Genomic DNA, 24,034 nt, shown 5'->3' on the forward strand with positions numbered 1-24,034 from the left:
TCAGCCCTGCCCCCGCAGCCGGCGCCACAGCAGGCGCGGCGCACGCCAGAGCATGCCGAAGAACAGCCGGGTATGCATGCGGCTGATGCGCACGTTGTCGCGCCACACATCGAAATGCGAAACGCCGTCGGCCGGATAGGTCACGCGCGTGGCCAGGTGCTCGACCGGTACCTGCCGCCAGTACAGGCGCACCATCACTTCGGTGTCGAAATCCATGCGCCGGCCGATGGTTTCCTCACCAATCAGGCGCAGCACTGGCGGCAGCGGATACACGCGGAATCCGCACATGGTGTCGCGCAGGTGCAGCGACAGCGTATTGATCCACACCCAGATGTGGGTGGCGTAGCGACCATACAGGCGCGCCTTCGGCACGCTGGCATCGTAGGCCGGAATGCCGCAGATCACCGCGTCCGGGTGCGCGCGGGCGGCATCGATGAAACGCGGCAGGTCGCCGGTGTCGTGCTGGCCGTCGGCATCGATCTGCAACACGTGGGTATACCCACGACGCTGCGCTTCAGCGAAACCGGCCAGCATCGCCCCGCCCTTGCCCTGGTTCACGTCCAGCCGCAGCAGGTCGACGCCCGATCGCTGTGCAAGTTCCCGCAGCACCCGCGCGCAGGAGGACTGCGAGCCATCGTCGACCAGCAGGCAGGGCAGGCCCGCGGCCTGCACGCCGTCGACCACCGCGCCGATGGCGTGTTCGTGGTCGTACACGGGAATGACCACCAGCGGCGCGAACGCGCCGCCAGCGGTGGCTGGTTCAATGCGCATCGGCGAAGACCACCCTGCCGCTGGCGTGCACGCCATGCACGGAGGTGTAGCGGAAGGTCAGCACGCCGCGTTCGGCGTCCCACTGCAGTTGCAGGGTCAGCTCGTCGCCGGGGCGGGCCACGCGCTGGAACTTCACCGCATCCATGCGCTGGAACCCGGCCGGCAGCACGAAGGCCTGCCGACCGAAGCGCACCGCCCAGTCCAGCTGGGCCACGCCGGGCAGGATCGCCGCCTGCGGGAAATGGCCCTGGAACGCGCGCAGCGCAGGGTCCAGCATCATCCGGAGGGTGGCCGCGGCCTCTTCGCGACAGTCCCAGACCGGCACCGGCAGCAGCGGCTGGAACAGCGCGACCAGCGCCGCCTGGGTGACCTTGCCCTGGGCATTGATCGGCAGCGATTCGACCAGGCGCCAGCGGCGCGGCCGGGTGACCGCGTCATGGCCCTGCGCCAGCCGCGTGCCCAATCGCTGTCCCAGCGCGCGCCGTGCGCTGTCGCCGGCACGTGCCAGCGCCGTATCGGCCGGCACCACTACTGCCGCCAGCTGCTCGCGCTGGCCCTGAAGCACAAGTACGCGCGCGTCCTCGACCTCGGGATCTTCGCGCAGGGCGCGCTCCAGTGCGTCCAGCGAAACGCGCCGTTCTTCGATCTTGACGATGCGGTCGGCGCGGCCCAGCAGGCGGAAGCGGCCATCGGCCAGTGCTTCCACGCGATCCTGGGTGCGCCACCAGTCCGACGTCTCCAGGTGCGGCGAGGCAACCGCCAGGCAGTCCTCCTCGATCCGCCACTGCACGCCCGGCAACGGCCGCCACGGCGGTGCATCGGCGTCCCAGCGGCGCCAGGCGATACCGCCGGTTTCGCTGCTGCCGTAAACCTCGGTGGGCGCCACGCCCAACCACTGGCGGACCTGGCGCGCGGCGTCCTCGGGCAGCGGGCCGCCGGAGGAAAACACCGCACGCAGGCGACCGTGCAGGCTGGCCCAGTCGAGCTGCTCGGGCAGGCGCTTGAGATGGGCCGGGGTGGCGACCAGCACCGTATCGGTACCGGCCAGCGCGCCCACCAGATCTTCGTGGAAGAAGCGCCGGGGCTGGATCGCACGGCCGGCGGCCAGCGGCCACAGCACGCGGAACAGCAGGCCATAGATATGCTGGTGGGACACGGTGCCATGCACCTGGGCGCCATCGAGCTGGGCGCCGAACGCGGCCTGCAGGGCATCGACCTCGCGCGCCAGCTGGTCCAGCCGCTTGCTGATGGCGCTGGGCTGGCCGGTGCTGCCGGAGGTGAACACGCACAGTTCGCAGGCGCGCTCGTCCAACGGCAGCAGCGCCGCATCGTCGGCAGCAGCGGCAGTGGCCTGCAAGGGCTGGTAATCGGCCGACAGGTCACCGGCAAAACCACTCACCTGCGGCTGCAGCGCCTGCAATGTCGCGGGCAGGTTGTCGGCAGCCAGGAAGACCCGCTTGCCGGCATGCCAGGCACCGAACAACGCCGCAGCGAAGGCCACGGTGTCATCGAAGTAAAGCGCCCAGTCGCGGCCTTCGGCAGTGCTGAAAGCGTCACGCCAGGCCAGCACGCGCAGGCGGAAGGCGACGTGGTCGACGGCAATGCCATCGCAGACACCGATGTCGCGGCCGGGCTGCGCCGTGATCAGCAGCCGATCCAGGGCGATCCAGTCAGCCATGCGCGTGCGCTGCCTTGACCCGACGCCGTACCAGCCATTCGCCCCCGAACAACAATCCCATCATCACGTACGCCAACAATCCGTTGTAGAGCATCCAGACCCGGTCCGACGCATACAGCGCGGTGAGCAGGGCGAGACCACCATTGAGAACGAAAAAGCCGCACCACACCTGGGTGACGCGACGGGTATAGGTCACCGCGAACGGTGGCAGGTCCGGCTCCTGCAGGCGCGCCAGGCGTTCCACCAGCGGCGGACCGAAGCGCAGGCTGGTGGCGAACACCGTCAGCATCACCACGTTCACCAGCGCCGGGTACAGCTTCAGCGGCAGGGCCTGGTTGAGCACGGTGGCCAGCCCGGCCAGCAGGCCCGCGCCGGCGGCAGCGGCCCACCACAAGGGTTGCCGGGTGCTCAGCGCGCGCAGCAGGGCCAGCGCGAACAGCAGCAGCGCCAGCCAGCGCGGCTCGAAGCGGCCCATCGCCACGTAGACCAGTACAGGATAGGCAAGCGAAATCGCTGCCACCACGACCATGCGTGCCCGTGCCATGGTCGCGGCGTCCGTGCTGCTGTCAGGCAGCGGCCTGACCGGGCAGCAGGCCGTGCACGACATCAACGATGTCCTGCACGGTGCGCACGGCCTTGAACGCTTCAGGCTGCAGGTTGCGGCCGAGCAGCGGCTTGAGCTGCACGATCAGGTCCACCGCATCGATGCTGTCGATGTCCAGGTCGTCGTACAGGCGCGACTCCGGGCTGATCCGCGCCGGCTCGATCTCGAAGCTGTCGGTCAGGATGCGGACGATGCGCTCGAACAATTCATTCTTGGTCATGGCAGTTCCTGGCGCCTTACGACTGGCGGGCGGCGACGAACTCGCCGAGCGCGCGCACGCTGGAGAAATGGCGACGGGTTTCTTCCGAGTCGGCCGAGAGGCTGACACCGTACTTCTTCTGCAGCGCCAGGCCCAGTTCCAGCGCATCGATCGAGTCCAGGCCGAGGCCTTCCACGAACAGAGGCGCGGTCGGATCGATGTCCTCCGGGGTGATGTCCTCCAGTGAAAGCGAGGAAATGATCAATTCCTTGATCTCGTGCTCAAGTGCTTGCACGGGTCGGATCTCCAGACAGGTCGAAATAACGAGTGAGGTGGTCGGTGACGCGACGGGCCGCCAGGGCATCCCCCCTTGGCGAGTCATCTTCGGCCAGGAACGGCGCGATCGGGATATCTTCGCCGATCTGCAGCTGAACGTGAAAACGACGTGAGGGTACACGATACCACTTCTGGCCCTTGGTCAACGTCGGCGGGGTGCAGGTGATGCGCACCGGGGTGATGTCCAGGTGCCCGCGCACGGCGATGTTGGCGGCGCCACGCTGCAGCCGCAGCGGCTGCCCGGGCACGCTGCGGGTGCCTTCCGGGAAGATGACCAGGGTGCCGCCGGCATGCACGGCCGCCGCGCAGTCATCGACCAGGCCGGCGCCGTCGTCATTGGAGATGTAGCCCGCCGCACGCACCGGCCCGCGCATGAACGGGTTGCAGGCCACCGCCCGCTTGACCACGCAGTCGGCGTTGGGCAGCAGGGCGATCAGGCACACCACGTCGATCAGGGTCGGGTGGTTGGCCAGCACCAGCAGGCCGTCGCGCTGCAGGCGTTCGCGCCCTTCCACCTGCAGGGTCATCACCCCCAGCCGGCACATCAGCCACACGTGGCTGGCGAAGGCGCGCTGGACCAGCCGGCGGGCCCGGCGTCGACGCGCGACCGGGTCACGCATCAGCAACAGCACCGGCATGACCAGGACGCCCAGCAACAGGCCGCCGACGCCAAACGCGGCGAAGCTGAGGCCGGTGCCGAACACCCGCCAGGCATGATCGAGGCGGCGCAGCGCCTCAGCCACGGCGGCGCCAGGACCAGCGCTGGCCTTGGGTCACGTGCTGCAGCAGCGGATCCCCGGCCAGCAGGAAGCGGTGCAGGTCCAGCGCATGCGGCAACACGCCCGGCGCGCTCGGATCGACGTCGCCGGCGACCTGCCAGGACAGCGAAAGATCGGTGCCACCGGCGGTGCCGACGGGTGCCAGACGCCAGGACCAAGCGAAGAACGGGTCGGGTTCGTCGGCGAATTCGGCGTAAACGTCGGGCAATGGCGACTCATACACTACGATCCGCACTTCACGGGCACCATCACCGAGCAGGCCGACGGCCTCCAGGCACGCCGCTTCCACCGTCGACTGGCCGGCCGACAGCGCCAGGTAGTTGCCACGGTGGCCGCGGGCGATCGAATACAGCGCGGCGATCGCGTTGTGCACCGACAGGCCGAAGCCGGTGGGCGACAGCGGCTGATCGGCCACCAGCGAGCCCAGCAGGTCCATCGAACGGGCGACATCGCCATGGCGGCTGGCGAACACCAGCGGCACCTGGCTGTCAGCGCCCTGCCCGTCCTCGCACCAGCACGCCGCCTGGATCGCCATGCGGCCCAGGCGCTCGATACGGCGGCGCTGCATGGCCGGAATCTCGGCCAGCGCCGGCGTGTCCTCGCCCTGCGGCAGGAACGGCGACCCGGCCCAGCCCATCCATTGGCTACGCTCGGTCAGGCCAGGCGCCCAGGCGGCCCAGTCGACAACGGAAAATTCGATCATTACCGGTGATGTTTCGATGGGCGAACGAGAGTCTCGAGCCATTACGGCGACACGCGGCTGCCCCCCATTCCTGCAGCCATGCATCCGTCCAGGACGTCGCCGGCTGCCCCCCTGGCTGCCGGAAAGGAGCGCACGCTAGCACGTCCGACACAGGGATGACATGTTTCACAAACCACAACGGGGAGCGGTCAGCGACCGCCCCCCGCGTGGACTGCACCAGCGAACGGAGTCAGTGGTAGCCGGCGTCGGCGCGCACCTTGCCGCGGAACACCCGGTAGGACCAGGCCGTGTAGCCCAGGATCACCGGCAGCAGCACCACCAGTCCGACCAGGGTGAAGCCCAGCGAAGAGGCCGGCGCGGCGGCCTGCCACAGCGTCATCGACGGCGGCAGCAGGTACGGCCACATGCCCAGCACCAGACCGGCGAAGCCGAGCACGAACAACGCCAGGCTGAGCAGGAACGGCGGCAGGTCGCGACGCGGATGGGTGGCACTGCGCCACAGCGCGATGGCCACCGCCAGGGTCAGCAACGGCACCGGCGACAGCCACCAGAAGTTGCCGTCGCTGAACCAGCGGTCCATCAGCCGCGACTGCAGGAACGGCAGCCAGCTGCTGACCAGGCCCATCGCCGCGATCACCGCCACCACCAGCGGGCGGGTCATCTGCCGGGCCAGCGCCTGCACACGACCTTCGGTCTTCAGGATCAGCCAGGTACTGCCCAGCAACGCGTAGCCGGCCACCAGCGCGGCACCGGTCAGCATCGCGAACGGGCTGAACCAGCCGAACGCGCCACCCTGGTACACCCCATCGACCAGCGGCAGGCCCTGCACCAGCGTGCCGAGGATCACACCCTGGGCAAAGGTGGCCAGCAGCGAGCCGAGGCCGAACGCCACGCTCCACAGCCGCCGCGAACGGTGCGCCTTGAAACGGAACTCGAAGGCCACGCCACGGAACACCAGCGCCACCACCAGCAGCAGCACCGGCAGGTACAGCGCCGACAGCAGCACCGCGTAGGCCTTCGGGAACGCCGCCATCAGGCCGGCGCCGCCGAGCACCAGCCAGGTCTCGTTGCCATCCCAGATCGGCGCGGCGGTGTTCATCATCAGGTCCAGCTGTTCCTCGTCTTCGGCGAACGGCGCGAGGATGCCGATGCCGAGCACGAAGCCGTCCAGCACCACGTACATCAGCACGCCGAAGCCGATCACCGCGAACCACGCAACCGGCAGCCAGGTCATCAGGTCCATGTCAGCGCTCCTCCAGCGGTTCGTCGGCGGCCGACAGCGGCCGCGCCGGGGTGTGGCTGCCATGGTCCAGCGACGGGCCTGCGTCGTACGGCTGTGGGCCATGGCGCAGGATCTTCACCAGGTACCAGATGCCCCAGCCGAACACGAAGGCGTAGCCGACCACGTACACCGTCAGCGACAGTGCGGTCATCCATGCACTCTGCGGGCCCACCGCATCGGCGGTGCGCAGCACACCGTAGACGACCCACGGCTGCCGTCCCATCTCGGTGACGAACCAGCCCGATATCAGCGCGATGAAGCCACTGGGCAACATCCAGTTCCAGCCGCGCAGCAGCCACGGCGAATCCAGCAGCTTCTTCCGCCACAGCTGGAAGGCCGAGACCCAGGCCAGCACCAGCATCAGCGTGCCCAGCCCGACCATGATGCGGAAGGCGAAGAACACCGGCGTCACCGGCGGCCGCTCGCTGGCCGGCACCGAGGTCAGCGGATCGAAGGTGCCGTCCAGGCTGTGGGTGAGGATCACGCTGCCGAGCTTCGGGATGGCCACTTCGAAGTCGTTGCGCCCTTCCTTCTCGTTGGGCAGTGCGAATACCACCAGCGGCACGCCCTCGCCCTCCTTGGTCTCATGCCAGTGCGCTTCCATCGCCGCGATCTTCATCGGCTGGTGCTTGAGCGTGTTCAGGCCATGCATGTCGCCAACGAAGATCTGCACCGGCACGGTCAGCGCGGCGAACGCGACGGCGGCGATCAACATGCGTCGGCCCGCTTCCACGTGCTGGCCACGACGCAGGTACCAAGCACCCACGCCACCGATCACGAAACAGGTGGTGATGAACGAACCCAGCGCCATGTGCGCCAACCGGTACGGGAAGGACGGGTTGAACACCACCTGCCACCAGTCCACGGGATGGACGATGCCGTTGACCATCTCGTAGCCGGCCGGCGTATGCAGCCAGCTGTTGGACGAGAGAATCCAGAAGGTGGAGAACAGCGTGCCCAGCGCCACCATGCAGGTGGACAGGAAATGCAGGCGCGGCGACACCCGGCCCCAGCCGAACATCATCACGCCGAGGAAGCTGGCTTCGAGGAAGAACGCGGTCAGCACTTCGTAGGTCAGCAGCGGGCCGATGACCGTACCGGCCACTTCGCTCAGCCGCGGCCAATTGGTGCCGAACTGGAAGGCCATCACGATGCCGCTGACCACGCCCATGCCGAACGACACCGCGAAGATCTTCTGCCAGAAGAAATACAGTTCGCGCCATACGGGCAGCTTCGTGCGCAGCCAGCGCCATTCGATGAAGGCCAGCCAGCTGGCCGTGCCGATGGTGAAGGCCGGGAACAGTACGTGGAAACTGATGACGAATCCGAATTGGATCCGCGACAACAACAACGCGTCCAAGGGACGCCTCCTGCCAGGAGCCGGTGGGATACCAGACCACTTTAGGGGGATATCGTTAAGCCGGGATGCGACAGGGTGACGCGCTGCTTCACTTTGTCGCAGGTGGAGGTGGGTGAAGGGAGGGATGAATGGCTAGAAGGGCTTCAGCAAGGTCAACGGCTGCTCTTTGGCGATTCGCAGGGCCCTGGGCACCAAGGCAGCGAAACAGGCCGACATCACCAGCGCTGCAGCGATCAATCCCAGGACCCATGGTGAACCAGGAACGTCGTCCTGTGACGACCACACCCACGGCAACGTCATCGCGCCGAGCACAGCGCCAAACGTTGTAAACAGTGAAACCTCGAACATGATTTCTGCAAAGATCACGGACCCGCGAGCACCCAATGTGCGTCGGATCCCGATGGAGTGCCGACGTCGATCAAGCCACGCGCCTACGACTCCGGAAACACCGGCCATCAGCACACCGAGAACAACGGCCGTCATGATTGCGAGCACGGACGTAGCGAAGCGATCAGCTTTGACGTACGCGTCGCGATATCCCGCCAGCGTATCGATACCGGCCGGATTCACGATCCGATATGGCCGCTGCAGTACGTCGACAACGCGATCAAGCGATGACCGATCGACCTCCGACATCCACTTCGCCAGATAATAGCGACTCGCGCCCACGGGAAGTCCCGGAAGCAGCGCCCACTGCGAGTCTCGCTCATTGCCTACTGGTGCCGGCCCGGAAACAGATGCGAATACGCCCACGACGACCCGACTGCTGCCGGGGCCGAAATGCAGGTGCCGGCCAACGGCACTCTCCGTTCCGAACAGACTGGCAGCCAGTGCTTCACTGATCAGAACCACCTTGGCACCTTCAACCATGTCGTCCTCTGTGACAGCCCTTCCCAGGACGATTCCCGCGCCCAGCATCGACAGCAAGCCAGAGCTGGCAGTTACCACGGGAATGCGATCACATCCAGCAACGTCTGTCGTGCCCGCGTTCATCGAGTACGCCATAGCGGATTCACTGGTGCACACGCCGTATCGATTGGCTCTTCCTCCGAACGGAACAGAGTCGCTCACAACCGTGTCCTGTACACCGGGCAGCCGGATGGCGGACAGGTCTGCTCGTAACACTGCAGCATCCACGCCCTCTTCGGCATCCGAGACCCTGACCACACCAATCGATGCTGCCTCCCGGATGTTCCGAGTGTTCAATCTGGAGAAGCTGTCCAAAGCGGACTGCAGTGCGAATGCACATGCCAGGCTTGCAAGCCCTGTTTGTACTGCTAGAAGCGCGGCGCTCCCCATGTGCCGTCGGGTCTCCCTCATCGATTCGAACATTTCAGGCAGCCCCTTTCGCGAAGGTACTCGACAATGAGCTACCCCTGCAGATCTCAAACGATGGGAACAATGAACAGAGCAACGTCGTGGCGACCCCCAGGCCCGCCGCCGTCAGCATTGCCCCAGCATGCATCGACGTTATCGCACTGGGCAGAACGTCTCCCGAAGCAACCAGAAGGATTCCCAGCGTATAAGTGACCACAGCGAGCGCACTGCTTGCGAGTCCCGCTGCGATGGACTCCCACATGAGCTGGATGAACACGTCTCGGCGTCGCGCTCCCAGTGCACGTCGTATCGCGAGCTCCCGCCGACGACGACCCAGACTGAAGCTCAGCAACGCCGCAGCGTTGACAATGCACACGCAGAGAAGGATCAGTGACAGTCGGAGCTGCATCCTCGCCCGCTCCGGAACCAATCCCAGCCTGTCCAGCCAATCCATCAACGGCCAGAGTGCAACCTGCTTGGTGCCTGGCTCGATCCCAAGCCCCTTCTCCCTCGCATAGGCGTTCAGACTCGCGCTGTAAGCGGCGACATCGTGTGCGGTGGGCAGCCACACCCACAGTTGAAGCCAGGAAACGTTGGGCCCTGCGGGATCTGTGTCCTGATCACCTCCCCAGATCGTCGTTCCATCCACAACGGTCAGCTCGTCCGCGATTGCGGTTTCGACCGGCAGATAGATCTCATCGGGTCCCACAAAGGGTCGGCGTGTCAGATCTCCCTGAAACATGGGCACCGGATGCCAGTCCTCCGCGACACCCACCACGGTATAGGTGCGCATGTTCAGTTCCAACTGATGGCCCATGCAGTCACGCGCGCACTCCCGCTCTGCAAGCGCGCGTGAAAGGACCACCGTTCTGCTCGCGGCATGCCCCTCCTCGGCGGACCATGCCCGCCCTTGAACAACGGCAATGCCCAGGACACTGAAGACGTCGGATGTAGCGAACCTCGCGCGCAGTCTTGCGCTGGATTCTCCGGGCCGGGAAAGCGTTACCGCGCCTCCCGCCATAGCTGCCTGCTTCCACGTCCGGCCCTGGTTCAGAAGCGCCTTCGCGTCTGGCCAGGTCAATGCCTGCCCAGGATCCGGGGAGGCATTGCGCAGGGCATCTGGACGTGCGTCAAGATACGGGCGGAACAATGCGGAGCTCCGCTCTGGAACGGGATCCGAAGATGCCTGAAGAACAATGGAGAGCATCACAGTCGTGATCCCTACTCCGACACCCAGCATGAGAGCGATTGCGAGATGTGTGCCGATTCGTTGCTTGAATCGAATCAACGACATCTTGATGTAGTAACCGTGCACCTACCCTCCTTGGCCTTTGCAGAGCCCTCAACCTCAATTCGAAGGAACTCCCCGTAGAAGAAGTTGCTTCCCTTCTCTCAGCTCACCTACTCCTGCCATGTAAGGACTGCAGGCGCAGAAGGTCAGGATTTCATCCTCTTGGTACACCAGTATCTCGCCCATCCTGCTGTCGAACAGTTCCCGGCATGCGGATACGAGACCAGGAAAAGCCCCAAGATCCACCTCAGGCCATCCTCTCGGAAAACTCAGTGCGAACGCCTCTCCGTGATAGCTACACACGATTGGGATGCCCTGCGGCTGCTCGACGAAGAATGGATGCCACTGCTGCTCATCTTCTGCGACGTCAGAATCGCCATTCCACCGAAAGTAGGACCAGACCGACTTCTGCACGAATTTTTCCAGATGCGAGATATCGGGCATTCGATGACCGAACCCAAAGGCGAACTGTGGCGTCTTGATGCCAGGGATACGCCCGGAAAGAAGCTTCCATTGCACGTTCAAGGGGAGAAGCGATCTACTCACGCCGCGAGGACCAATACCGTGTGCCAGCGCGTGCGCTCGCGCCAGAACAGAGCCCAAAGCTGCGTGCGCCCAGTTCTCATGCAGACCAAATGCTCGAAGACGCAAGCCAATCTCGGTGCGAGAGAGCTCGAAGACCCTGTTGATGATGTAGGCAGAGCACAGGCTCGGAATCGACTGTTCCAGTACCGGTTCAATTACCTCAGCCTCCCGAACGCACCAGCTTCGAGTCAGCTCGTCCAGATGAATTACACTCACGCCCTGAACATCCCCAAGCAAGGCTGCGACAACGTCTTCCGGATCGGAGTGGATGACAATGGTTGGCGTCTTCATGCCACGTTCTCCAGCTTGTACTTCGGCATTCTTTGGCTGTACTCAGTCCTGATCTTCTCCTGAATTTCATTCACGACCGCCATCAGCTGCGGCGAAGCGGGTGACTCCAGTACGAATAGCGTGGAGATCTTCCGTTCGATGCAGAATCCGCCTGCAACGTGCATCAGTCGTCGCTTCATTCTCTTGCCGGCTTCTTCTCCAATGCCAGCTCCGATATCAACCAATATCCCGAGGAGCTGATGTATGGCGTAGTAGACAAAAACCGCGTGTGCCAGTGAATGGTTTGGAATGAAGTTGCCAGACCATGGTGAAACCGGGCGAACCCTGATTGCGCCTGACATGAACTTCCCGTGCACCTCTTCGTAGGCGGAAAGGTACGAGTGGATGGACTCATGCAGAATTGCCTCTGCGCAGAGATCCACGGTCATTTCTGGCCTATGGACATTGAGGATTCGGATGCAACCTGCATGAATCGGCCGATACTCGGACCCAAGATTCAGAGGTGAAACCTGATCACCCGGCTGGATCGACTTCCTCACAAGCACACGCCTTGTGAATGTTCGAATCAGGAGACCTAGATGTGGAGTGGCTTCGTCCACAAGCCCTATGGCTGCTTCCAGCTTCTCCTGGATTACGACAAGCTCTTCTGATGAGATACTCAGGAATGGATTGCAGAACGTTCCACTCTCTGGCTCGTTTCGACGCGCCAGCCCACTATCCACGTCCAGAGCGATCACACCTCCCACTTTTGCGCGCTCAACTTTTTCAAATCCGGATTCATGCCGTCTGAGCACCCACTCCCCCAGCGGGCTTTCGACTCCCCTCCCTTGGTGCAATTTTCCCATTCCGTCATTGATGGGAGCAACTAGAAACTCGGCCGTTGCGGCGAGGTGAAGCGCTTCGATGGTTGAGACAGACCGTCCATCTGGATCTTCATGAGAAACTCCATCTGGATCATCCATGAATCCGGAGACCCAAGGGGAGCCAAGCAATCTTCTTCTCGCCGCGGGATCCAACTGTTTGAACGTTTTTTCAAAGTTTTCCACACGCCCTTGATTCTCAATCCGCTTATCTCTGAATCTAGAAAGAGCCTCACTCAAACGACGCGGAGTGACTTCAAGCCACGCATCCAGCAGCACTGAGCAAACGTCAACCGTTCTATGCGGATCTTCAATCGCTCTCCTAAGATCCTCTATGGAAGTTCTCATCAACTTCTCCTTGGTGACGGACGGCCACCCCATGGGCGACCGTCCGCGTTCTTAGACGTTGAACTTCTGGACTTCAGGAACAACATGAGCGAACTGGAGCTCTTCTGCGTCGCCTGACGAATAGTGACCGCAGTGAGTGCCACCACTTGAGTAGTTGGTGCATTGAACACCTGCGATCTCGTTATCGCCGATTCCTTCTTTCAACTCCGTTCCGCTGACGAGATTGATGTCCAGCACAGGGACGTTGTGGTTCTGCGCGAGTTCATTTGGTGCACTTTCATGCGCAGCAGATGCGATGCCAGATAGACCAAGCATTGCAATGAGTGCCGGAGGGAGAAGCACGGACTTGCCGATCTTCGACATTATTCAGCTCCTTTGATGTTGATACTGCTGGATATAGCCGTGAGCTTGCACAGCTCCCGGCCAGCGTCAGCGACTGCCGACGATTTAGGTTTTTCCAGCAGAATCATCGGCATCAACAGAAGAGGATTCCTTTGCAACTATCCTCAGCACAGGGCCTTTCACTTAGCGTCTGAAGATGACGCGATCCGTCGGACGCGGGGGATTTTCCGAAATTTAATGTTGGAGTGGCGGAAGAAAATTCACGCCGGATGCGACTGACGTCTTATCAATCAGCCTCTCAGCGCCAAAAGTACCAGACGCCCCCAGCCACAAGCGCCCCCAGCAACACCACCTGCACCACGACATAGCCCACGCCGCTATCGCGCGATTCGGAGACAATGCGCTTCCGCAGCGCCTCACTCACATCCGGTGTCTCTTCCTGCTGCGCCTGCTCACGCAACGCCTCTGCCAGCGCGCGCTCTTCCGCATCACGGGAATCGGTCGGTCGGTTCACAGCAGCTCTCCGGCGGTGGCGTGCCGCACCAGTTCCTGCTTCAGGACCTGGCGCGCACGGTACAGGTGGCTCTTGATGGTACCGCGGGCCAGGCCGGTCACCTGTTCGATCTCGGCCAGATCGAAATCCTCCAGATAGTGCAGGCCTACGATCAGGCGCTGCGGCGCACTCAATCGTTCCAGCGCCGCGCCGAGGTGGCGGCCGGCCTGCAATGTCTCGCTGATTTCCGCCGGGCCAGGCCCGTCGTCACCAACCCCCAGTTCCTCGGGCGCTTCCACCGCCACCATCCACTGCGCTTCCAGTCGCCGCCGCCGCAGGTACTGCAGCGCGGTGGTGTAGGCCACGCGCGAAATCCAGGTACGCAGCGAGGATTCGAAACGGAACCGGTGCAGCTGGCGGAATACCGCCAGGAACGTTTCCTGCAGCAGGTCGGCCACCTGGTCGCGGTCGCCGACCATGCGTCCGATCACATGCGCGCAGGTGCGCTGATGTGTTTCCACCAGCTGCGCGAAGGCCGGTTGCGAGCCGTCGATGATGGCGCGCACCAGCGCCTGGTCCGCATCCAGCGGCTCGGCAGGGGTGGTCGCGGCCGCGGCATCCTGTCGATGCCGCCCCCGCAATGCGGCCAGCGCTTCCCCCAGCAGGCTCATGCGTGGGGCTCCTCCTGTGCCCGCAACATGCGCCGGCTCAGCCCTTGCGTGCTGCGGGGCGGGTGAAGTACCAGGCCAGCAGCTGACCCAGGCCGGCGCTGCCGACCATCGCGGCGGCGGCGCCGAACGTCAGGTCGCGTGCACCGATCGCCTCCAGCAGCGCCATGGCCAGTGCCAGGCACACCAGGCTGATGCCCCAGCGCAGCGCGCCCTGGCGGCGGCGCTCCTCTTCCAATACCGCCAGCGAGCGGATCACCTCTTCCGGCACGTGCGGCGCCACCAGCTTGCTGCGCGCACGCGCATCGGCGATGGCATGGATCGCATAGGCGGTGCAGATGAAGAGAGTGATCGGGATGAGTTCCTGCATGGTCGTGCTCCTGTCCGCTGGATGATGCGGGTTCAGGAGATTGGATGCGCGACCCTGCCGACCGGTTGCACCGCTTTGCCGATCCCGCTGCCATGACCTGTGGCCCCCTCCCCCGGCCCTTGCGGCTGCTACGCTTGCCCGGTTTCCTCTTCTGGTGCTGTCCGCCCATGTCCCGAGTGCTGCCCCTGTCCCTCCTGCTGTCTGCCGTGCTGGCCGCTCCGGCCGTGCATGCCGCGCCCACGCCGATCACCATCGAACAGGCCATGGCCGACCCGGACTGGATCGGTCCGCCGGTGGAGAAGGCCTGGTGGTCGTGGAACAGCCAGCAGGTGGAGTACCAGCTCAAGCGCAACGGCAGCCCGGTGCGCGACACCTTCCGCCAGCCGGTGGCCGGTGGCGTGGCCGCGCAGGTGGCCGATGACCAGCGCGGCAGCCTCGACGTAGCCGATCCGGTGTACGACCGCAGCCGCACCCGCAGCGCCTTCGTGCGCAACGGCGATGTGTTCGTGCGCGACCTGCGCAGCGGCGCGCTGACCCAGCTGACCCGCAGCAACGAACGCGCCGCCGGCGTGAACTTCGCCGCCGACAACGGGGTGATCTGGCGTGTCGGCCAGAACTGGTTCCACTGGACCGCCGCCAGCGGCGTGCAGCAGGTGGCCAGCCTGAAGGCCGACAAGGATCCGAGCACGCCGCCGAAGGCCGACGTGCTGCGCGACCAGCAGCTGCGCACGCTGGAAACCCTGCGCCGCGACCGCGAGCAGCGCGAGGCGCTGAAGGACCAGGACCAGCGCTGGCGCCAGGCCGACCCGACCCGCGCACCGGGCCCGGTGTTCCTGGGCGCCGACGTGGAGATCGTCGACAGCGTGCTGTCGCCGGACCTGGGCCACCTGATCGTGACCACCAAGCCGAAGGACTTCGATGACGGCCGCGGCGGCAAGATGCCGCTGTACGTGACCGAGTCGGGCTACGAGGAAACCGAGGACACCCGCACCCGCGTCGGCCGCAACGGCTTCGAGCCGCACACCCTGTGGTTCGTGGATGTACGCAGCGGCAAGGCCGAGAAGCTGTCGCTGTCCAGCCTGCCGGGCATCGGCACCGATCCGCTGGCCGAGCTGCGCCGCAAGGCCGGCAAGGACGCGCTGAAGGGCGACCGCAGCGTGCAGGTGATGAGCGACTTCATGGGCGGTGGCATCCGCTGGAGCGCTGATGGCCAGCAGGCCGCGGTGATGCTGCGTGCCAACGACAACAAGGACCGCTGGATCGTCAGCGTTGCCGCTGCCGACGGCCGCGTGCAGAACCGCCACCGGCTGACCGACAACGCCTGGATCAACTGGGGCTTCAACGATTTCGGCTGGATGGCCGATGGCCGCACGCTGTGGCTGCTGTCCGAGGAATCGGGCTTCTCGCACCTGTACACCCAGGCCGGTGGCAGCAAGCCGCAGGCGTTGACCAGTGGCAAGTGGGAGACCTCGGCGCCGGTGCTGTCGGCGGACGGCAAGGGCTTCTACTTCCTGTGCAACCAGCAGGCCCCGCATGACTACGAAGTCTGCGCGGTCGATACCGCCGCCCGCCAGGTGCGCGAGCTGACCAACCTCAATGGCGTGGAAGACTTCTCGCTGTCGCCGGACGGCCAGCAGCTGCTGGTGCGCTACTCCGGTGCCTACCTGCCGGCGCAGCTGGCAGTGGTGCCCAGTACCGGTGCTGGCCAGGCGCGCGTGCTGACCGATACCCGCACCGCCGAGTACAAGGCGCGCCAGTGGGTCCAGCCGAAGCTGGTGGCGGTGCCGTCCAAGCACGGCGCCGGCGTGGTCTGGGCCAAGTACTACGAGCCGGAAAACAAGGAACCGGGGAAGAAGTACCCGATCGTGATGTTCGTGCACGGTGCCGGCTACCTGCAGAACGTGCACCAGCGTTACCCGGCCTACTTCCGCGAGCAGATGTTCCACAACCTGCTGGTGCAGAAGGGCTACATCGTGCTGGACATGGACTACCGCGGCAGCGAGGGCTACGGCCGCGACTGGCGCACGGCCATCTACCGCAACATGGGCCACCCGGAGCTGGAAGACTACAAGGACGGCCTGGACTGGCTGGTCGATACCCAGCAGGGCGACCGTGACCATGCCGGTATCTACGGCGGTTCCTACGGCGGCTTCATGACCTTCATGGCGCTGTTCCGCTCGCCGGGCACGTTCAAGGCCGGCGCCGCGCTGCGCCCGGTGGTCGACTGGCACCAGTACAACCACGGCTACACCAGCAACATCCTCAACACCCCGGACATCGACCCGGAGGCGTACCGCGTGTCGTCGCCGATCGAGTACGCGCAGAACCTGCAGGACAACCTGCTGATCGCCCACGGCATGATGGACGACAACGTGTTCTTCCAGGATTCGGTGAACCTGACCCAGCGCCTGATCGAGCTGCACAAGGACAACTGGTCGATCGCGCCGTACCCGCTGGAGCGCCACGGCTACGTGCGTGCCGACTCCTGGCTGGACCAGTACAAGCGCATCCTCAAGCTGTTCGAGCAGAACCTGAAGTGAGTGCTGCCGCGGCCACGATCCACATCGTGGCCGCGGTCATCCTCGATGATCGCGGCCGGGCGCTGGTGGTGCGCAAGCACGGTGCCAGCCGCTTCATCCAGCCGGGCGGCAAGCCCGACCCGGGCGAGGCGCCGCTGCAGGCACTGGCACGCGAACTGCACGAGGAACTGGGCGTGCGGTTGGATGCCGCCTCGGCGCTGCCGTTGGGCACGTTCGAGGACTGGGCGGTGAACGAGCCCGGCCACCGCGTGCAGGCACAGGCCTGGCGGGTGTGGATCGAAGGTGAGCCGTGCGCACGTGCGGAGATCGCCGAACTGGCCTGGGTACCGCTGCAGCCGCCGCACGGCCGGCCCTTGGCACCCTTGAGCGAACACCATATCCTGCCGGCGGTCGCTGCCCTGGCGACGGCCCGCTGACGAGGCGGGCATCGCTCACCCGGACAACGGATGTCAGCCTCGATTCCCCCGATTCCCGCGCCCACCCCACCGCCACCCAACAACTGGGTCGCCGCGGTGGCGCAGGGCTCGTTCTGGCTGTGCCTGCTGGTCACCCTCTACTTCCTCGCGCAGGCGCTGATGGCCGCTGCACTGGCCCGCACCGAGTTCTGGATGACGCTGGTAACAGTGGCGTGGGAGCAGCAGCTCGACGGCAGCCTGTGGTGGATGCTGAAACACCCGGCGGCCACCTCGCTGCTTGTTGCCCTGCTCTGCCTGGTCTCGACCCTGGCCAGCTGGGGCCTGTGGCGCGGGCGACGATGGGGCCTGTGGGCCTACGTGTGGATGCTGGGCCTGAGTGCGTTGGCCAACTTCGTGATCGCCTGGTGGATGGACCGCCTGCTGCTGGTATTCATCGCGCTGCTCGCCAGCGACCCGACAGCGCAGCATGAGCTGCAGGTGCAGCGCGTGCTGTTCACCCTGACACTGGTCGGCACCTCGGTCTTGTTCGCGGGGCTGCAGGGTTGGCTGGGCTGGCGCCTGCTGCGGCCGGATATCCGCGCGCGTTTCCGCTGAGCCCTATCTCTTTCCCGCACGACAAGGACCGTCGCATGCGTTTGTTGAACTTCCTGCCCACCCTGTTCCTGCTCATCGCACTGCCTGCCGGTGCCGATGCGCTGCGGTGTGGCGAATACCGCAGTACCGATGGCGGCATGGCGCTTGTGTTCACCACGCCCAGTACCGGCTACCGCCACAACCACATCAGTGAGCCGGAGCCGCTGTGGGTCGATCGCAGTGCGGCGCGGACCCGGCTGGTCATGCTCGACGATGGCGTGGCGGAGCCGATCCGGATCAGTGCCGATGGGCAGCGCATCGAGGACGACGTCGTCACGGTCTACACCCTGCGCCAGGCGCGCGCCTGCGCCATCGAACCCACCGCGATGGACGGCAGCTGCCGCGCCGCCGGCAGCCACTGCATCGCGCAGCTGCCCACGGCCTCGCCCGGCCAGGCCAAACGCGCGTGCAGCGAAGGCGTTGGCGCGGGCTGCTCGACGGTGCTGCGACAGCTGCGCGATGCAGTGACTGCGGTGGGAAGCGACGACATCGGCCCCGCGCGCTTCGAGCGCCCGCCCGTCTGCCGCGAACACACGCCCGGGCATGACCCACGGGCGTGCGAGGCGCTGACCGATGATGCGCTGGTTGCCGCCATGCAGCGGGTAGGTGAACGCCTGCAGCAGGAAGACGAAGACACACTGGATTCGCGCCTTGGGGCCGCTGCACGCGATCACCTGCAGCAGCTGTGCCTGCAGCACCGCAGTGGCCGCTTCTGCGTCGAAGTGGCCGAACAACAGTTGATTGCGCTGGAACCTGCGCTGGCGGTGCAGGCCCTGCAGGTGGTCTGCGATGCGGGGCGCGTCAGCGCCTGCGAACGTACCGCACCATTGCGTGAACTCGGTGCCGATCTACGCCTGGTGCCGCTCCTGCAGGTGCCGTGCGGCCGCTATCAGGCCGATGGTGGCAGCCTGGACACGCTCACGTTCGACGATGCCGGGCGGGCCAGGGTCGATACGCAGGACGTGCGCGCGCTGCTGCTGGACGGCACCCTTCACATACGCCACGACAATGGCGCCGATTACGTGCTGGGCCTGCTGGCCAATGGCGATCTGCTGGGGCTGGACGCGTTTACCGGGTACCAGCGTTACCGACGTCCTCCGGGCGCCCCGCAGTTTTGTCGCGAACGACCCGCCCGGCGCTGAAGCCGCGACGGCAGGTCCTGCGTTCTGGCGGATTTGATTGCGGATCGGGATGGGCTGGCTATCGTGGCCCGCGTCTTTCTGCTGTGGCCTCGACATGTCTGCTTACGCTCCGCGCAACCGGCTTCCGCGCTGCATCGCGTTGCTGTCCCTGCTGCTTTGCGCCCAACAGGCCGCCGCATCCGGCCTGCCACGCTGCGGCGTTTTCGAGGCCGAAGGCGGCGGCAACCAGCTGCGCGTGGATGGGCCTGACCGCGGGGTCGAGAAAGGCAGCTACATCTCCGATCGGCCCTTCGTTGTCCAGCGCAGCGAAGGCACCCTCAATCTGGTTGATCTCACCTTCGGCCTCGTCTCTGAACTGGAGGTCCAGCGCGATGGTCGCGCCCTGCATAGGGACGGCAAACGCTACCGCCTGATCCAGCCGGCCGCGTGCCTGCCCCCGGTCGAACATACGCCCGGCAGCTGCCTGGCCGACGCCCGGCAGTGCCTCTACAACCACCATGAGCTGAGCCTTCCGGCACTGGAATCGGGCTGCGCCGAAGGCGTTCCGCTACTCTGCCAGCGCCTGCCCGATCGCTATCGCAAGGCCGACCAGGCCCCCGGCAGCGATACGCCGACCGAAGCACAGATCGCGGTGATACAGGCCACCATGGAAAAGGCGATGGCCGAGATGGATTTCCCCCGCCAGTGCCGCGACGATGACCCTGCTGCCGACGCCGAGGCCTGCATGGCCATTCTGGAAGAGCGGCCCGGGCTCGTCGAGGCAGTCGACACCGCCATTCGCACGGCCTCGATGGCGGCCAGCATGGTTGAAGTGTTTTCGCCTGCAGTCAAGCCCACACTGTCGGATACTCGGCTGCAACGCCTGCAGGGGCTCTGCACGAAGGTGGGCGAAAGTGGCTTCTGCGAGGATGTCGCCAAGCTGCAGTGGACCGCCGGCAATTTTCAGCAAGGCCGGGCGGCCTTGCAGGTGGCCTGCGACGGCGGCGACGAGCGATCGTGCCGTCAGGCGTCCGCGTTGCTGCAGCTGGGCGAAGCGCTGGTGCAGCACCCCGCCGCCGCCGTGCCCTGTGGCCACTATGCGGCCTCCGGCGGGCTGATGGACGAACTGACTTTCGGCGACGGTGGCATGGTGGAGGTTGGCTTCGGCTCGCGAGTACGCGCGCGCGTACAGGACGGCCAGATCCGCATGCGCCACGAGCGTGGGGCTGACTATGTACTGCAGCCGTTGGCCAACGGCGACTTGCTGGGGCTGGACGATTCGACGCGTTTCCAGCGGTTCCAGCGGCAACCGGGCAATGCACAGTGCAGCGCGCCACTGGTGTTCGACGAAACTCCGTTCCCGCAGGACTGCCCGCGCGCGCCCATCGACGGTGAAGCCGAAGCCTGCTGCGCCGCCGGCAGGATGCAGGGCTGCCACGTGCTGGGCAGTCGCGCCGCGCTGAACGGGAAGTGGGTGGAGGCCAGCCAGCATTACCAGAAGGTCTGCCAGGCCGGTATCCGCGAGGGCTGTGAGAACCTGGTCAGCGTCATGGAGAACAGCAGCAGGGTAGACGCCCGCCCCATGCTTGAGGCCATCTGCGAGGCCGATGGTAGTGGCCGCCATGTAGCCTGCGACGTGCTGGCGACGCGCAACTGGGGGTTGCTGGAGTTCGGCCAGGCTCTGGACCGCGCGGTCCAGGAACAGTCCGCGCACGAGGATCGGACCAGACCGGCCCCACGCACCCCCAACCACAAGCAGTGAGGGAGCTTGCCTGGCCGGGCCCTGCGGTAAAGTACGCGCCATGAACGAATTCGAGCGCGTGCGCGCCTACCTCACCGACCTGCAGGACCGCATCTGTGCAGCGATCGAGTCCACCGATGGCCGCGCACGCTTCCAGGAAGACCTGTGGCAGCGTGCCGAGGGCGGCGGTGGCCGCACCCGCGTGCTGCGCGATGGCGCGGTGTTCGAACAGGCCGGCATCGGCTTCTCCGACGTGGCCGGCAGCCGCCTGCCGCCGTCTGCCTCGGCCAACCGACCGGAACTGGCCGGCGCCTCATGGCGCGCCACCGGTGTGTCGCTGGTGTTCCACCCGCTCAATCCCCATGTGCCGACCACCCATGCCAACGTGCGCTTCTTCCAGGCGCAGCGCGATGGCGAAGTGGTGGCCAGCTGGTTCGGCGGTGGTTTCGACCTGACCCCGTTCTATCCGTTCGACGAGGATGTGCAGCACTGGCACCGGGTGGCGCGCGATCTGTGCGCGCCGTTCGGTGAAGAGCGCTACGCCGCGCACAAGCGCTGGTGCGATGAGTATTTCTTCCTGCGCCACCGCAACGAAACACGCGGCGTTGGCGGTCTGTTCTTCGACGATCTGCACGGCGATTTCGAGCGTGACTTCGCCTACCTGCGCGCGGTCGGCGATGGCTTCCTCGATGCGTATCTGCCAATCGTGCAGCAGCGCAAGGACACGCCGTACGGCGAACGCGAACGCGAGTTCCAGTTGTACCGCCGTGGCCGCTACGTCGAGTTCAACCTGGTCTACGACCGCGGCACGCTGTTCGGCCTGCAGAGCGGCGGCCGCAGCGAGAGCATCCTGATGAGCCTGCCCCCGCGCGTGCGCTGGGAGTACGGGTTTACCCCGGAAGACGGCAGCGCCGAAGCGCGCTTGGCCGATTACCTGGTGCCACGCGACTGGCTGTAGGCGCTTCGGGTACCGGACGCTGCACGCGTTGCCGCTGCGCAATCCGGGCAGTTGTGTGAACCGCCGCCCGCGCTGCGGCGTGCTCCGCTTCATTTCCCCCTCTTGTCTTGAATCAAGGAAGACCGTGATGCCCGTTGTTGTTTCCCCACGCCGCCGGATGACCACCTGGCGCCTCATGCTGCTGCTCGCGCTGGCCGTGCCCAGCCTGCCGGTGGCCGCGCAGTCCATGGCCTGCGGCACCTACCTGCAGGACGATGGCAATGCCAGCCTGACCATCGAAAGCGAAGCCCACGGCTTCCTTTCGGGCCCCTACCAGGCCACGGAGCGGCTGCGGCTGGTACGCCAGGACAACCTGCTGGGCACCGGCAACCTGTCCACCGGTCGCCTGGAGAACTGGGAGTTCAGCGACAACGACCGCACGGTCACCGGCGGGTACCACACGTTCCACCTGAAAGCAGCGGCCGCCTGCAAGCCGGTACCGGAGATGGTCGAAGGCAGCTGCATGGCCGACACCAGTGACTGCCTGGAGGCACTGCCCGAGGCCGCGCCCACGCAGCTGCACGCCTGGTGCCGCGAGGGCGTGGAGGTGGCCTGCACCCAGTTGCAGGAGACCTACCAGCGCCAGGCCACGGAGGCGCAACCGCAGCGTGCCCGGGCCGAGCCGCAGATGCCGCCCTACTGCCGCGATGACGCGTCGCCCGAGGAGGGGGAAGCCTGCATGGCCGTCATGAAGGCCATGGCCGGCGAGCTGATGGGCAGGGCGGTGATGGGCCTGGAGCAGACCCTGGACGCACCGCTGCCAGCAGCGCAGCTGGATGAACTGGCGGCGCTGTGCGCGCAGCAGCAGGGCGAATCGTTCTGCAGCAACGTGGCCGAGGCGCTGTGGAACGGCGGACGCCTGCAGCAGGCGCAGCAGGCCCTGCAGCGCTCGTGCGCACAGCGCGAGGGCACCTACGCCTGCGGCCCGGCCAAGGGCCTGGCGATGCTGGCCCCGCTGGCGCCGTCGGCGCTGACCCCGGTCGCAGCTACCGCGCTTCCCTGCGGCCGCTTCGAGGCCGAGCTTGGCCTGCTGTCGTCGCTGCGGTTCCTGGATGCCGGCCTGGTCGAAGTGGAGGGTGTCGGCACCCGCCTGCGCGCACGCGTGCAGGACGGCAGGATCCTGATCCGTCGTGACGTGGGCAGCGATTTCGTACTGCAGCCACTGAGCAACGGAACCCTGGCCGGGATGGACAAGGACAACCGCTACGGCTACTACCAGCGCATGGACAAGTCCGCGACGAGCTGCCAGCCGCCACCGGCATTCGTGGAGATCCCGCAGCCGCTGGACTGCCCGACCCTCGCCCGCAAGGGCGGCGCCGCGTCATGCTGCAACGACGGCAAGCTGCTTGGCTGCAAGGTCGCGGGTGAGGAACTGCACAGCGCGGAGAAGTGGGCGCAGGCCCAGCCGTATTTCATCAAGCTGTGCAGCGCCGGCGTGCGCGATGGCTGCCTGGGGCTCGCCGCAGGCTATGCACACACCGCCGACCCCAAGGTACCGCAGACGATGGCGGCGATCTGCGCCAAGGACGGCAAGGGCACGCATGTAGCCTGCGATGTGGACGCCACACGTGACTGGGCAGGCATGAAGGCGCAGGCGGCCGAACAGTAAACCGTGTCAGCGTGGGTCGCAGGAGTACTGCCTCCGGCCCACGCTGTGGCGCGCGTCAATCGTCCTTGCGCTTGGGAATGATGGTGATGTGGCCGTTGGTTTCCAGCAGTGCCAGTTCCACCTCTTCCACGCCGATGCAGCTCTGCTGGCGCATGGCGACCTCGAAATCGGCGCGGCTGACCAGCTCGCGCCGCAGCACGCTGTCGAAGAGCTTGCCGTTGCGCGCGATCACTACCGGTTCGCCCTCGATCAACCGTTCCATGCGGCGGCTGCGGGCGGTGATCCAGCCCACGCCGTAGTTCAGCAGGATCAGCGTGGCGGCCAGCAGCAGGCCACCGGCCAGCGACGTATCGGTGCCCAGCAACGCGTTCTGCACCGCGTTGCCGAGCAGCACGATCAGCAGCACGTCGAACGGCGTGACCTGCCCCAGCGCGCGCTTGCCGCTGAGCCGGACCATGCCCAGTACCACGGCATAGACCACCACCGCGCGCAGGATGAATTCCCACCAAGGCATCGCCAGGGCGAACAGATCGGGCATTGCGGGTTCCCCTGCTGAGCGATGGCCCAGCGTGGCGCAGCTGCGCCCAAATAAAAAGCCCCGCTGACCAGGGGGAGGTCAACGGGGCCGGGGAACGGGTGCTTGGGGAGGAGCCCCCGTTCCGAGATCTGCTCCAGGGGATGGGAGAGATCCACAACAGGC

Annotated in this window: 25 protein-coding genes; 7 read left to right on the forward strand and 18 right to left on the reverse strand. The window is 65.7% G+C overall.

Features of this window, described 5'->3' with window-relative positions:
• The 17 genes from CR919_RS09930 to CR919_RS10005 all read right to left on the reverse strand — a co-directional run bounded on the left by CR919_RS09930 (nt 1) and on the right by CR919_RS10005 (nt 14,277).
• Nucleotides 1-771, reverse strand: a complete 771-nt coding sequence (locus tag CR919_RS09930; RefSeq protein WP_099819882.1) for a glycosyltransferase family 2 protein — start codon at nt 769-771, stop codon at nt 1-3.
• Complete coding sequence (locus CR919_RS09935) at nt 761-2,449, reverse strand: AMP-binding protein (protein ID WP_099819883.1); 1,689 nt, start codon at nt 2,447-2,449, stop codon at nt 761-763. The genes CR919_RS09930 and CR919_RS09935 overlap by 11 nt, the downstream gene beginning before the upstream one ends.
• Entirely contained in the window at nt 2,442-2,993 is a 552-nt protein-coding gene (locus tag CR919_RS09940; RefSeq protein ID WP_099819884.1) for a hypothetical protein, read from the reverse strand. Before CR919_RS09940 ends, CR919_RS09935 begins: the two co-directional genes overlap by 8 nt.
• 22 nt (nt 2,994-3,015) lie before the next feature.
• Nucleotides 3,016-3,273, reverse strand: coding sequence for an acyl carrier protein (locus CR919_RS09945; protein ID WP_025878014.1), 258 nt, complete (start codon nt 3,271-3,273; stop codon nt 3,016-3,018).
• Nucleotides 3,274-3,289: 16 nt separating this feature from the next.
• Nucleotides 3,290-3,547 (reverse strand): phosphopantetheine-binding protein, encoded by a 258-nt coding sequence (locus CR919_RS09950; RefSeq protein WP_005411610.1) that lies wholly within the window; start codon nt 3,545-3,547, stop codon nt 3,290-3,292.
• Nucleotides 3,534-4,331 (reverse strand): lysophospholipid acyltransferase family protein, encoded by a 798-nt coding sequence (locus CR919_RS09955; RefSeq protein WP_099819885.1) that lies wholly within the window; start codon nt 4,329-4,331, stop codon nt 3,534-3,536. The genes CR919_RS09950 and CR919_RS09955 overlap by 14 nt, the downstream gene beginning before the upstream one ends.
• The gene (locus tag CR919_RS09960) at nt 4,324-5,070 is read right to left on the reverse strand and encodes a beta-ketoacyl synthase chain length factor (protein WP_099819886.1); all 747 of its coding nucleotides are present in this window, start codon (nt 5,068-5,070) and stop codon (nt 4,324-4,326) included. The genes CR919_RS09955 and CR919_RS09960 overlap by 8 nt, the downstream gene beginning before the upstream one ends.
• A gap of 229 nt (nt 5,071-5,299) precedes the next feature.
• On the reverse strand, nt 5,300-6,313 hold the full coding sequence (gene cydB, locus CR919_RS09965; protein WP_025878022.1) for a cytochrome d ubiquinol oxidase subunit II: 1,014 nt from the start codon (nt 6,311-6,313) through the stop codon (nt 5,300-5,302).
• Between the two features lies 1 nt (nt 6,314).
• Nucleotides 6,315-7,712, reverse strand: a complete 1,398-nt coding sequence (locus CR919_RS09970; RefSeq protein WP_099819887.1) for a cytochrome ubiquinol oxidase subunit I — start codon at nt 7,710-7,712, stop codon at nt 6,315-6,317.
• 132 nt (nt 7,713-7,844) lie between these two features.
• A complete protein-coding gene (locus CR919_RS09975) occupies nt 7,845-9,044 on the reverse strand; it encodes an ABC transporter permease (RefSeq protein WP_099819888.1) in 1,200 nt (399 codons plus the stop codon).
• 1 nt (nt 9,045) lies between these two features.
• The gene (locus tag CR919_RS09980; RefSeq protein ID WP_099819889.1) at nt 9,046-10,344 is read right to left on the reverse strand and encodes an ABC transporter permease; all 1,299 of its coding nucleotides are present in this window, start codon (nt 10,342-10,344) and stop codon (nt 9,046-9,048) included.
• A 33-nt stretch (nt 10,345-10,377) separates the two neighbouring features.
• Complete coding sequence (locus tag CR919_RS09985) at nt 10,378-11,196, reverse strand: hypothetical protein (protein WP_099819890.1); 819 nt, start codon at nt 11,194-11,196, stop codon at nt 10,378-10,380.
• Nucleotides 11,193-12,404 carry a hypothetical protein gene (locus CR919_RS21055; protein WP_133119603.1) on the reverse strand — a complete coding sequence of 404 codons (1,212 nt, stop codon included), beginning with the start codon at nt 12,402-12,404 and terminating at the stop codon, nt 11,193-11,195. The genes CR919_RS09985 and CR919_RS21055 overlap by 4 nt, the downstream gene beginning before the upstream one ends.
• A 51-nt stretch (nt 12,405-12,455) precedes the next feature.
• Complete coding sequence (locus tag CR919_RS21060; protein WP_133119604.1) at nt 12,456-12,767, reverse strand: hypothetical protein; 312 nt, start codon at nt 12,765-12,767, stop codon at nt 12,456-12,458.
• Nucleotides 12,768-13,044: 277 nt separating this feature from the next.
• Nucleotides 13,045-13,260, reverse strand: a complete 216-nt coding sequence (locus CR919_RS09995) for a hypothetical protein (protein ID WP_099819892.1) — start codon at nt 13,258-13,260, stop codon at nt 13,045-13,047.
• Nucleotides 13,257-13,910, reverse strand: coding sequence for a sigma-70 family RNA polymerase sigma factor (locus tag CR919_RS10000; protein ID WP_099819893.1), 654 nt, complete (start codon nt 13,908-13,910; stop codon nt 13,257-13,259). Before CR919_RS10000 ends, CR919_RS09995 begins: the two co-directional genes overlap by 4 nt.
• Before the next feature lie 37 nt (nt 13,911-13,947).
• Nucleotides 13,948-14,277: a hypothetical protein gene (locus CR919_RS10005; protein WP_099819894.1), complete on the reverse strand. Its 330-nt coding sequence runs from the start codon at nt 14,275-14,277 to the stop codon at nt 13,948-13,950.
• Nucleotides 14,278-14,444: 167 nt separating this feature from the next.
• Between CR919_RS10005 and CR919_RS10010 the strand changes: the two genes are divergently transcribed.
• From CR919_RS10010 to CR919_RS10040, 7 genes are all read left to right on the forward strand, one after another.
• Nucleotides 14,445-16,817 carry a S9 family peptidase gene (locus CR919_RS10010; protein WP_099819895.1) on the forward strand — a complete coding sequence of 791 codons (2,373 nt, stop codon included), beginning with the start codon at nt 14,445-14,447 and terminating at the stop codon, nt 16,815-16,817.
• Nucleotides 16,814-17,233 carry an NUDIX domain-containing protein gene (locus CR919_RS10015; RefSeq protein ID WP_099819896.1) on the forward strand — a complete coding sequence of 140 codons (420 nt, stop codon included), beginning with the start codon at nt 16,814-16,816 and terminating at the stop codon, nt 17,231-17,233. The genes CR919_RS10010 and CR919_RS10015 overlap by 4 nt, the downstream gene beginning before the upstream one ends.
• Before the next feature lie 30 nt (nt 17,234-17,263).
• Nucleotides 17,264-17,827: a hypothetical protein gene (locus CR919_RS10020; protein WP_099819897.1), complete on the forward strand. Its 564-nt coding sequence runs from the start codon at nt 17,264-17,266 to the stop codon at nt 17,825-17,827.
• A gap of 35 nt (nt 17,828-17,862) precedes the next feature.
• Complete coding sequence (locus CR919_RS10025; protein ID WP_099819898.1) at nt 17,863-19,008, forward strand: hypothetical protein; 1,146 nt, start codon at nt 17,863-17,865, stop codon at nt 19,006-19,008.
• Nucleotides 19,009-19,147: 139 nt separating this feature from the next.
• Nucleotides 19,148-20,749, forward strand: a complete 1,602-nt coding sequence (locus tag CR919_RS10030) for a hypothetical protein (RefSeq protein WP_133119605.1) — start codon at nt 19,148-19,150, stop codon at nt 20,747-20,749.
• Nucleotides 20,750-20,789: 40 nt separating this feature from the next.
• Complete coding sequence (hemF, locus tag CR919_RS10035; RefSeq protein ID WP_099819900.1) at nt 20,790-21,686, forward strand: oxygen-dependent coproporphyrinogen oxidase; 897 nt, start codon at nt 20,790-20,792, stop codon at nt 21,684-21,686.
• A 127-nt stretch (nt 21,687-21,813) separates the two neighbouring features.
• Nucleotides 21,814-23,334 (forward strand): hypothetical protein, encoded by a 1,521-nt coding sequence (locus tag CR919_RS10040; protein WP_099819901.1) that lies wholly within the window; start codon nt 21,814-21,816, stop codon nt 23,332-23,334.
• Nucleotides 23,335-23,389: 55 nt separating this feature from the next.
• Here CR919_RS10040 and CR919_RS10045 read toward each other — a convergent pair whose 3' ends face one another.
• On the reverse strand, nt 23,390-23,872 hold the full coding sequence (locus CR919_RS10045) for a YetF domain-containing protein (protein WP_089237785.1): 483 nt from the start codon (nt 23,870-23,872) through the stop codon (nt 23,390-23,392).
• Nucleotides 23,873-24,034: the final 162 nt, after the last annotated feature.

It is taken from the genome of Stenotrophomonas sp. LMG 10879 (assembly GCF_002750935.1).
GTDB lineage: Bacteria > Pseudomonadota > Gammaproteobacteria > Xanthomonadales > Xanthomonadaceae > Stenotrophomonas > Stenotrophomonas lactitubi_B.

Coding starts and splice junctions, on each gene's coding strand:
- CR919_RS09930 (WP_099819882.1), bottom strand. CDS start 771: ATGCGCATTGAACCAGCCACCGCTGGCGGCGCGTTCGCGCCGCTGGTG.
- CR919_RS09935 (WP_099819883.1), bottom strand. CDS start 2,449: ATGGCTGACTGGATCGCCCTGGATCGGCTGCTGATCACGGCGCAGCCC.
- CR919_RS09940 (WP_099819884.1), bottom strand. CDS start 2,993: ATGGCACGGGCACGCATGGTCGTGGTGGCAGCGATTTCGCTTGCCTAT.
- CR919_RS09945 (WP_025878014.1), bottom strand. CDS start 3,273: ATGACCAAGAATGAATTGTTCGAGCGCATCGTCCGCATCCTGACCGAC.
- CR919_RS09960 (WP_099819886.1), bottom strand. CDS start 5,070: ATGATCGAATTTTCCGTTGTCGACTGGGCCGCCTGGGCGCCTGGCCTG.
- cydB (WP_025878022.1), bottom strand. CDS start 6,313: ATGGACCTGATGACCTGGCTGCCGGTTGCGTGGTTCGCGGTGATCGGC.
- CR919_RS09975 (WP_099819888.1), bottom strand. CDS start 9,044: ATGTTCGAATCGATGAGGGAGACCCGACGGCACATGGGGAGCGCCGCG.
- CR919_RS09985 (WP_099819890.1), bottom strand. CDS start 11,196: ATGAAGACGCCAACCATTGTCATCCACTCCGATCCGGAAGACGTTGTC.
- CR919_RS21055 (WP_133119603.1), bottom strand. CDS start 12,404: ATGAGAACTTCCATAGAGGATCTTAGGAGAGCGATTGAAGATCCGCAT.
- CR919_RS21060 (WP_133119604.1), bottom strand. CDS start 12,767: ATGTCGAAGATCGGCAAGTCCGTGCTTCTCCCTCCGGCACTCATTGCA.
- CR919_RS10000 (WP_099819893.1), bottom strand. CDS start 13,910: ATGAGCCTGCTGGGGGAAGCGCTGGCCGCATTGCGGGGGCGGCATCGA.
- CR919_RS10005 (WP_099819894.1), bottom strand. CDS start 14,277: ATGCAGGAACTCATCCCGATCACTCTCTTCATCTGCACCGCCTATGCG.
- CR919_RS10010 (WP_099819895.1), top strand. CDS start 14,445: ATGTCCCGAGTGCTGCCCCTGTCCCTCCTGCTGTCTGCCGTGCTGGCC.
- CR919_RS10020 (WP_099819897.1), top strand. CDS start 17,264: ATGTCAGCCTCGATTCCCCCGATTCCCGCGCCCACCCCACCGCCACCC.
- CR919_RS10025 (WP_099819898.1), top strand. CDS start 17,863: ATGCGTTTGTTGAACTTCCTGCCCACCCTGTTCCTGCTCATCGCACTG.
- hemF (WP_099819900.1), top strand. CDS start 20,790: ATGAACGAATTCGAGCGCGTGCGCGCCTACCTCACCGACCTGCAGGAC.
- CR919_RS10040 (WP_099819901.1), top strand. CDS start 21,814: ATGCCCGTTGTTGTTTCCCCACGCCGCCGGATGACCACCTGGCGCCTC.
- CR919_RS10045 (WP_089237785.1), bottom strand. CDS start 23,872: ATGCCCGATCTGTTCGCCCTGGCGATGCCTTGGTGGGAATTCATCCTG.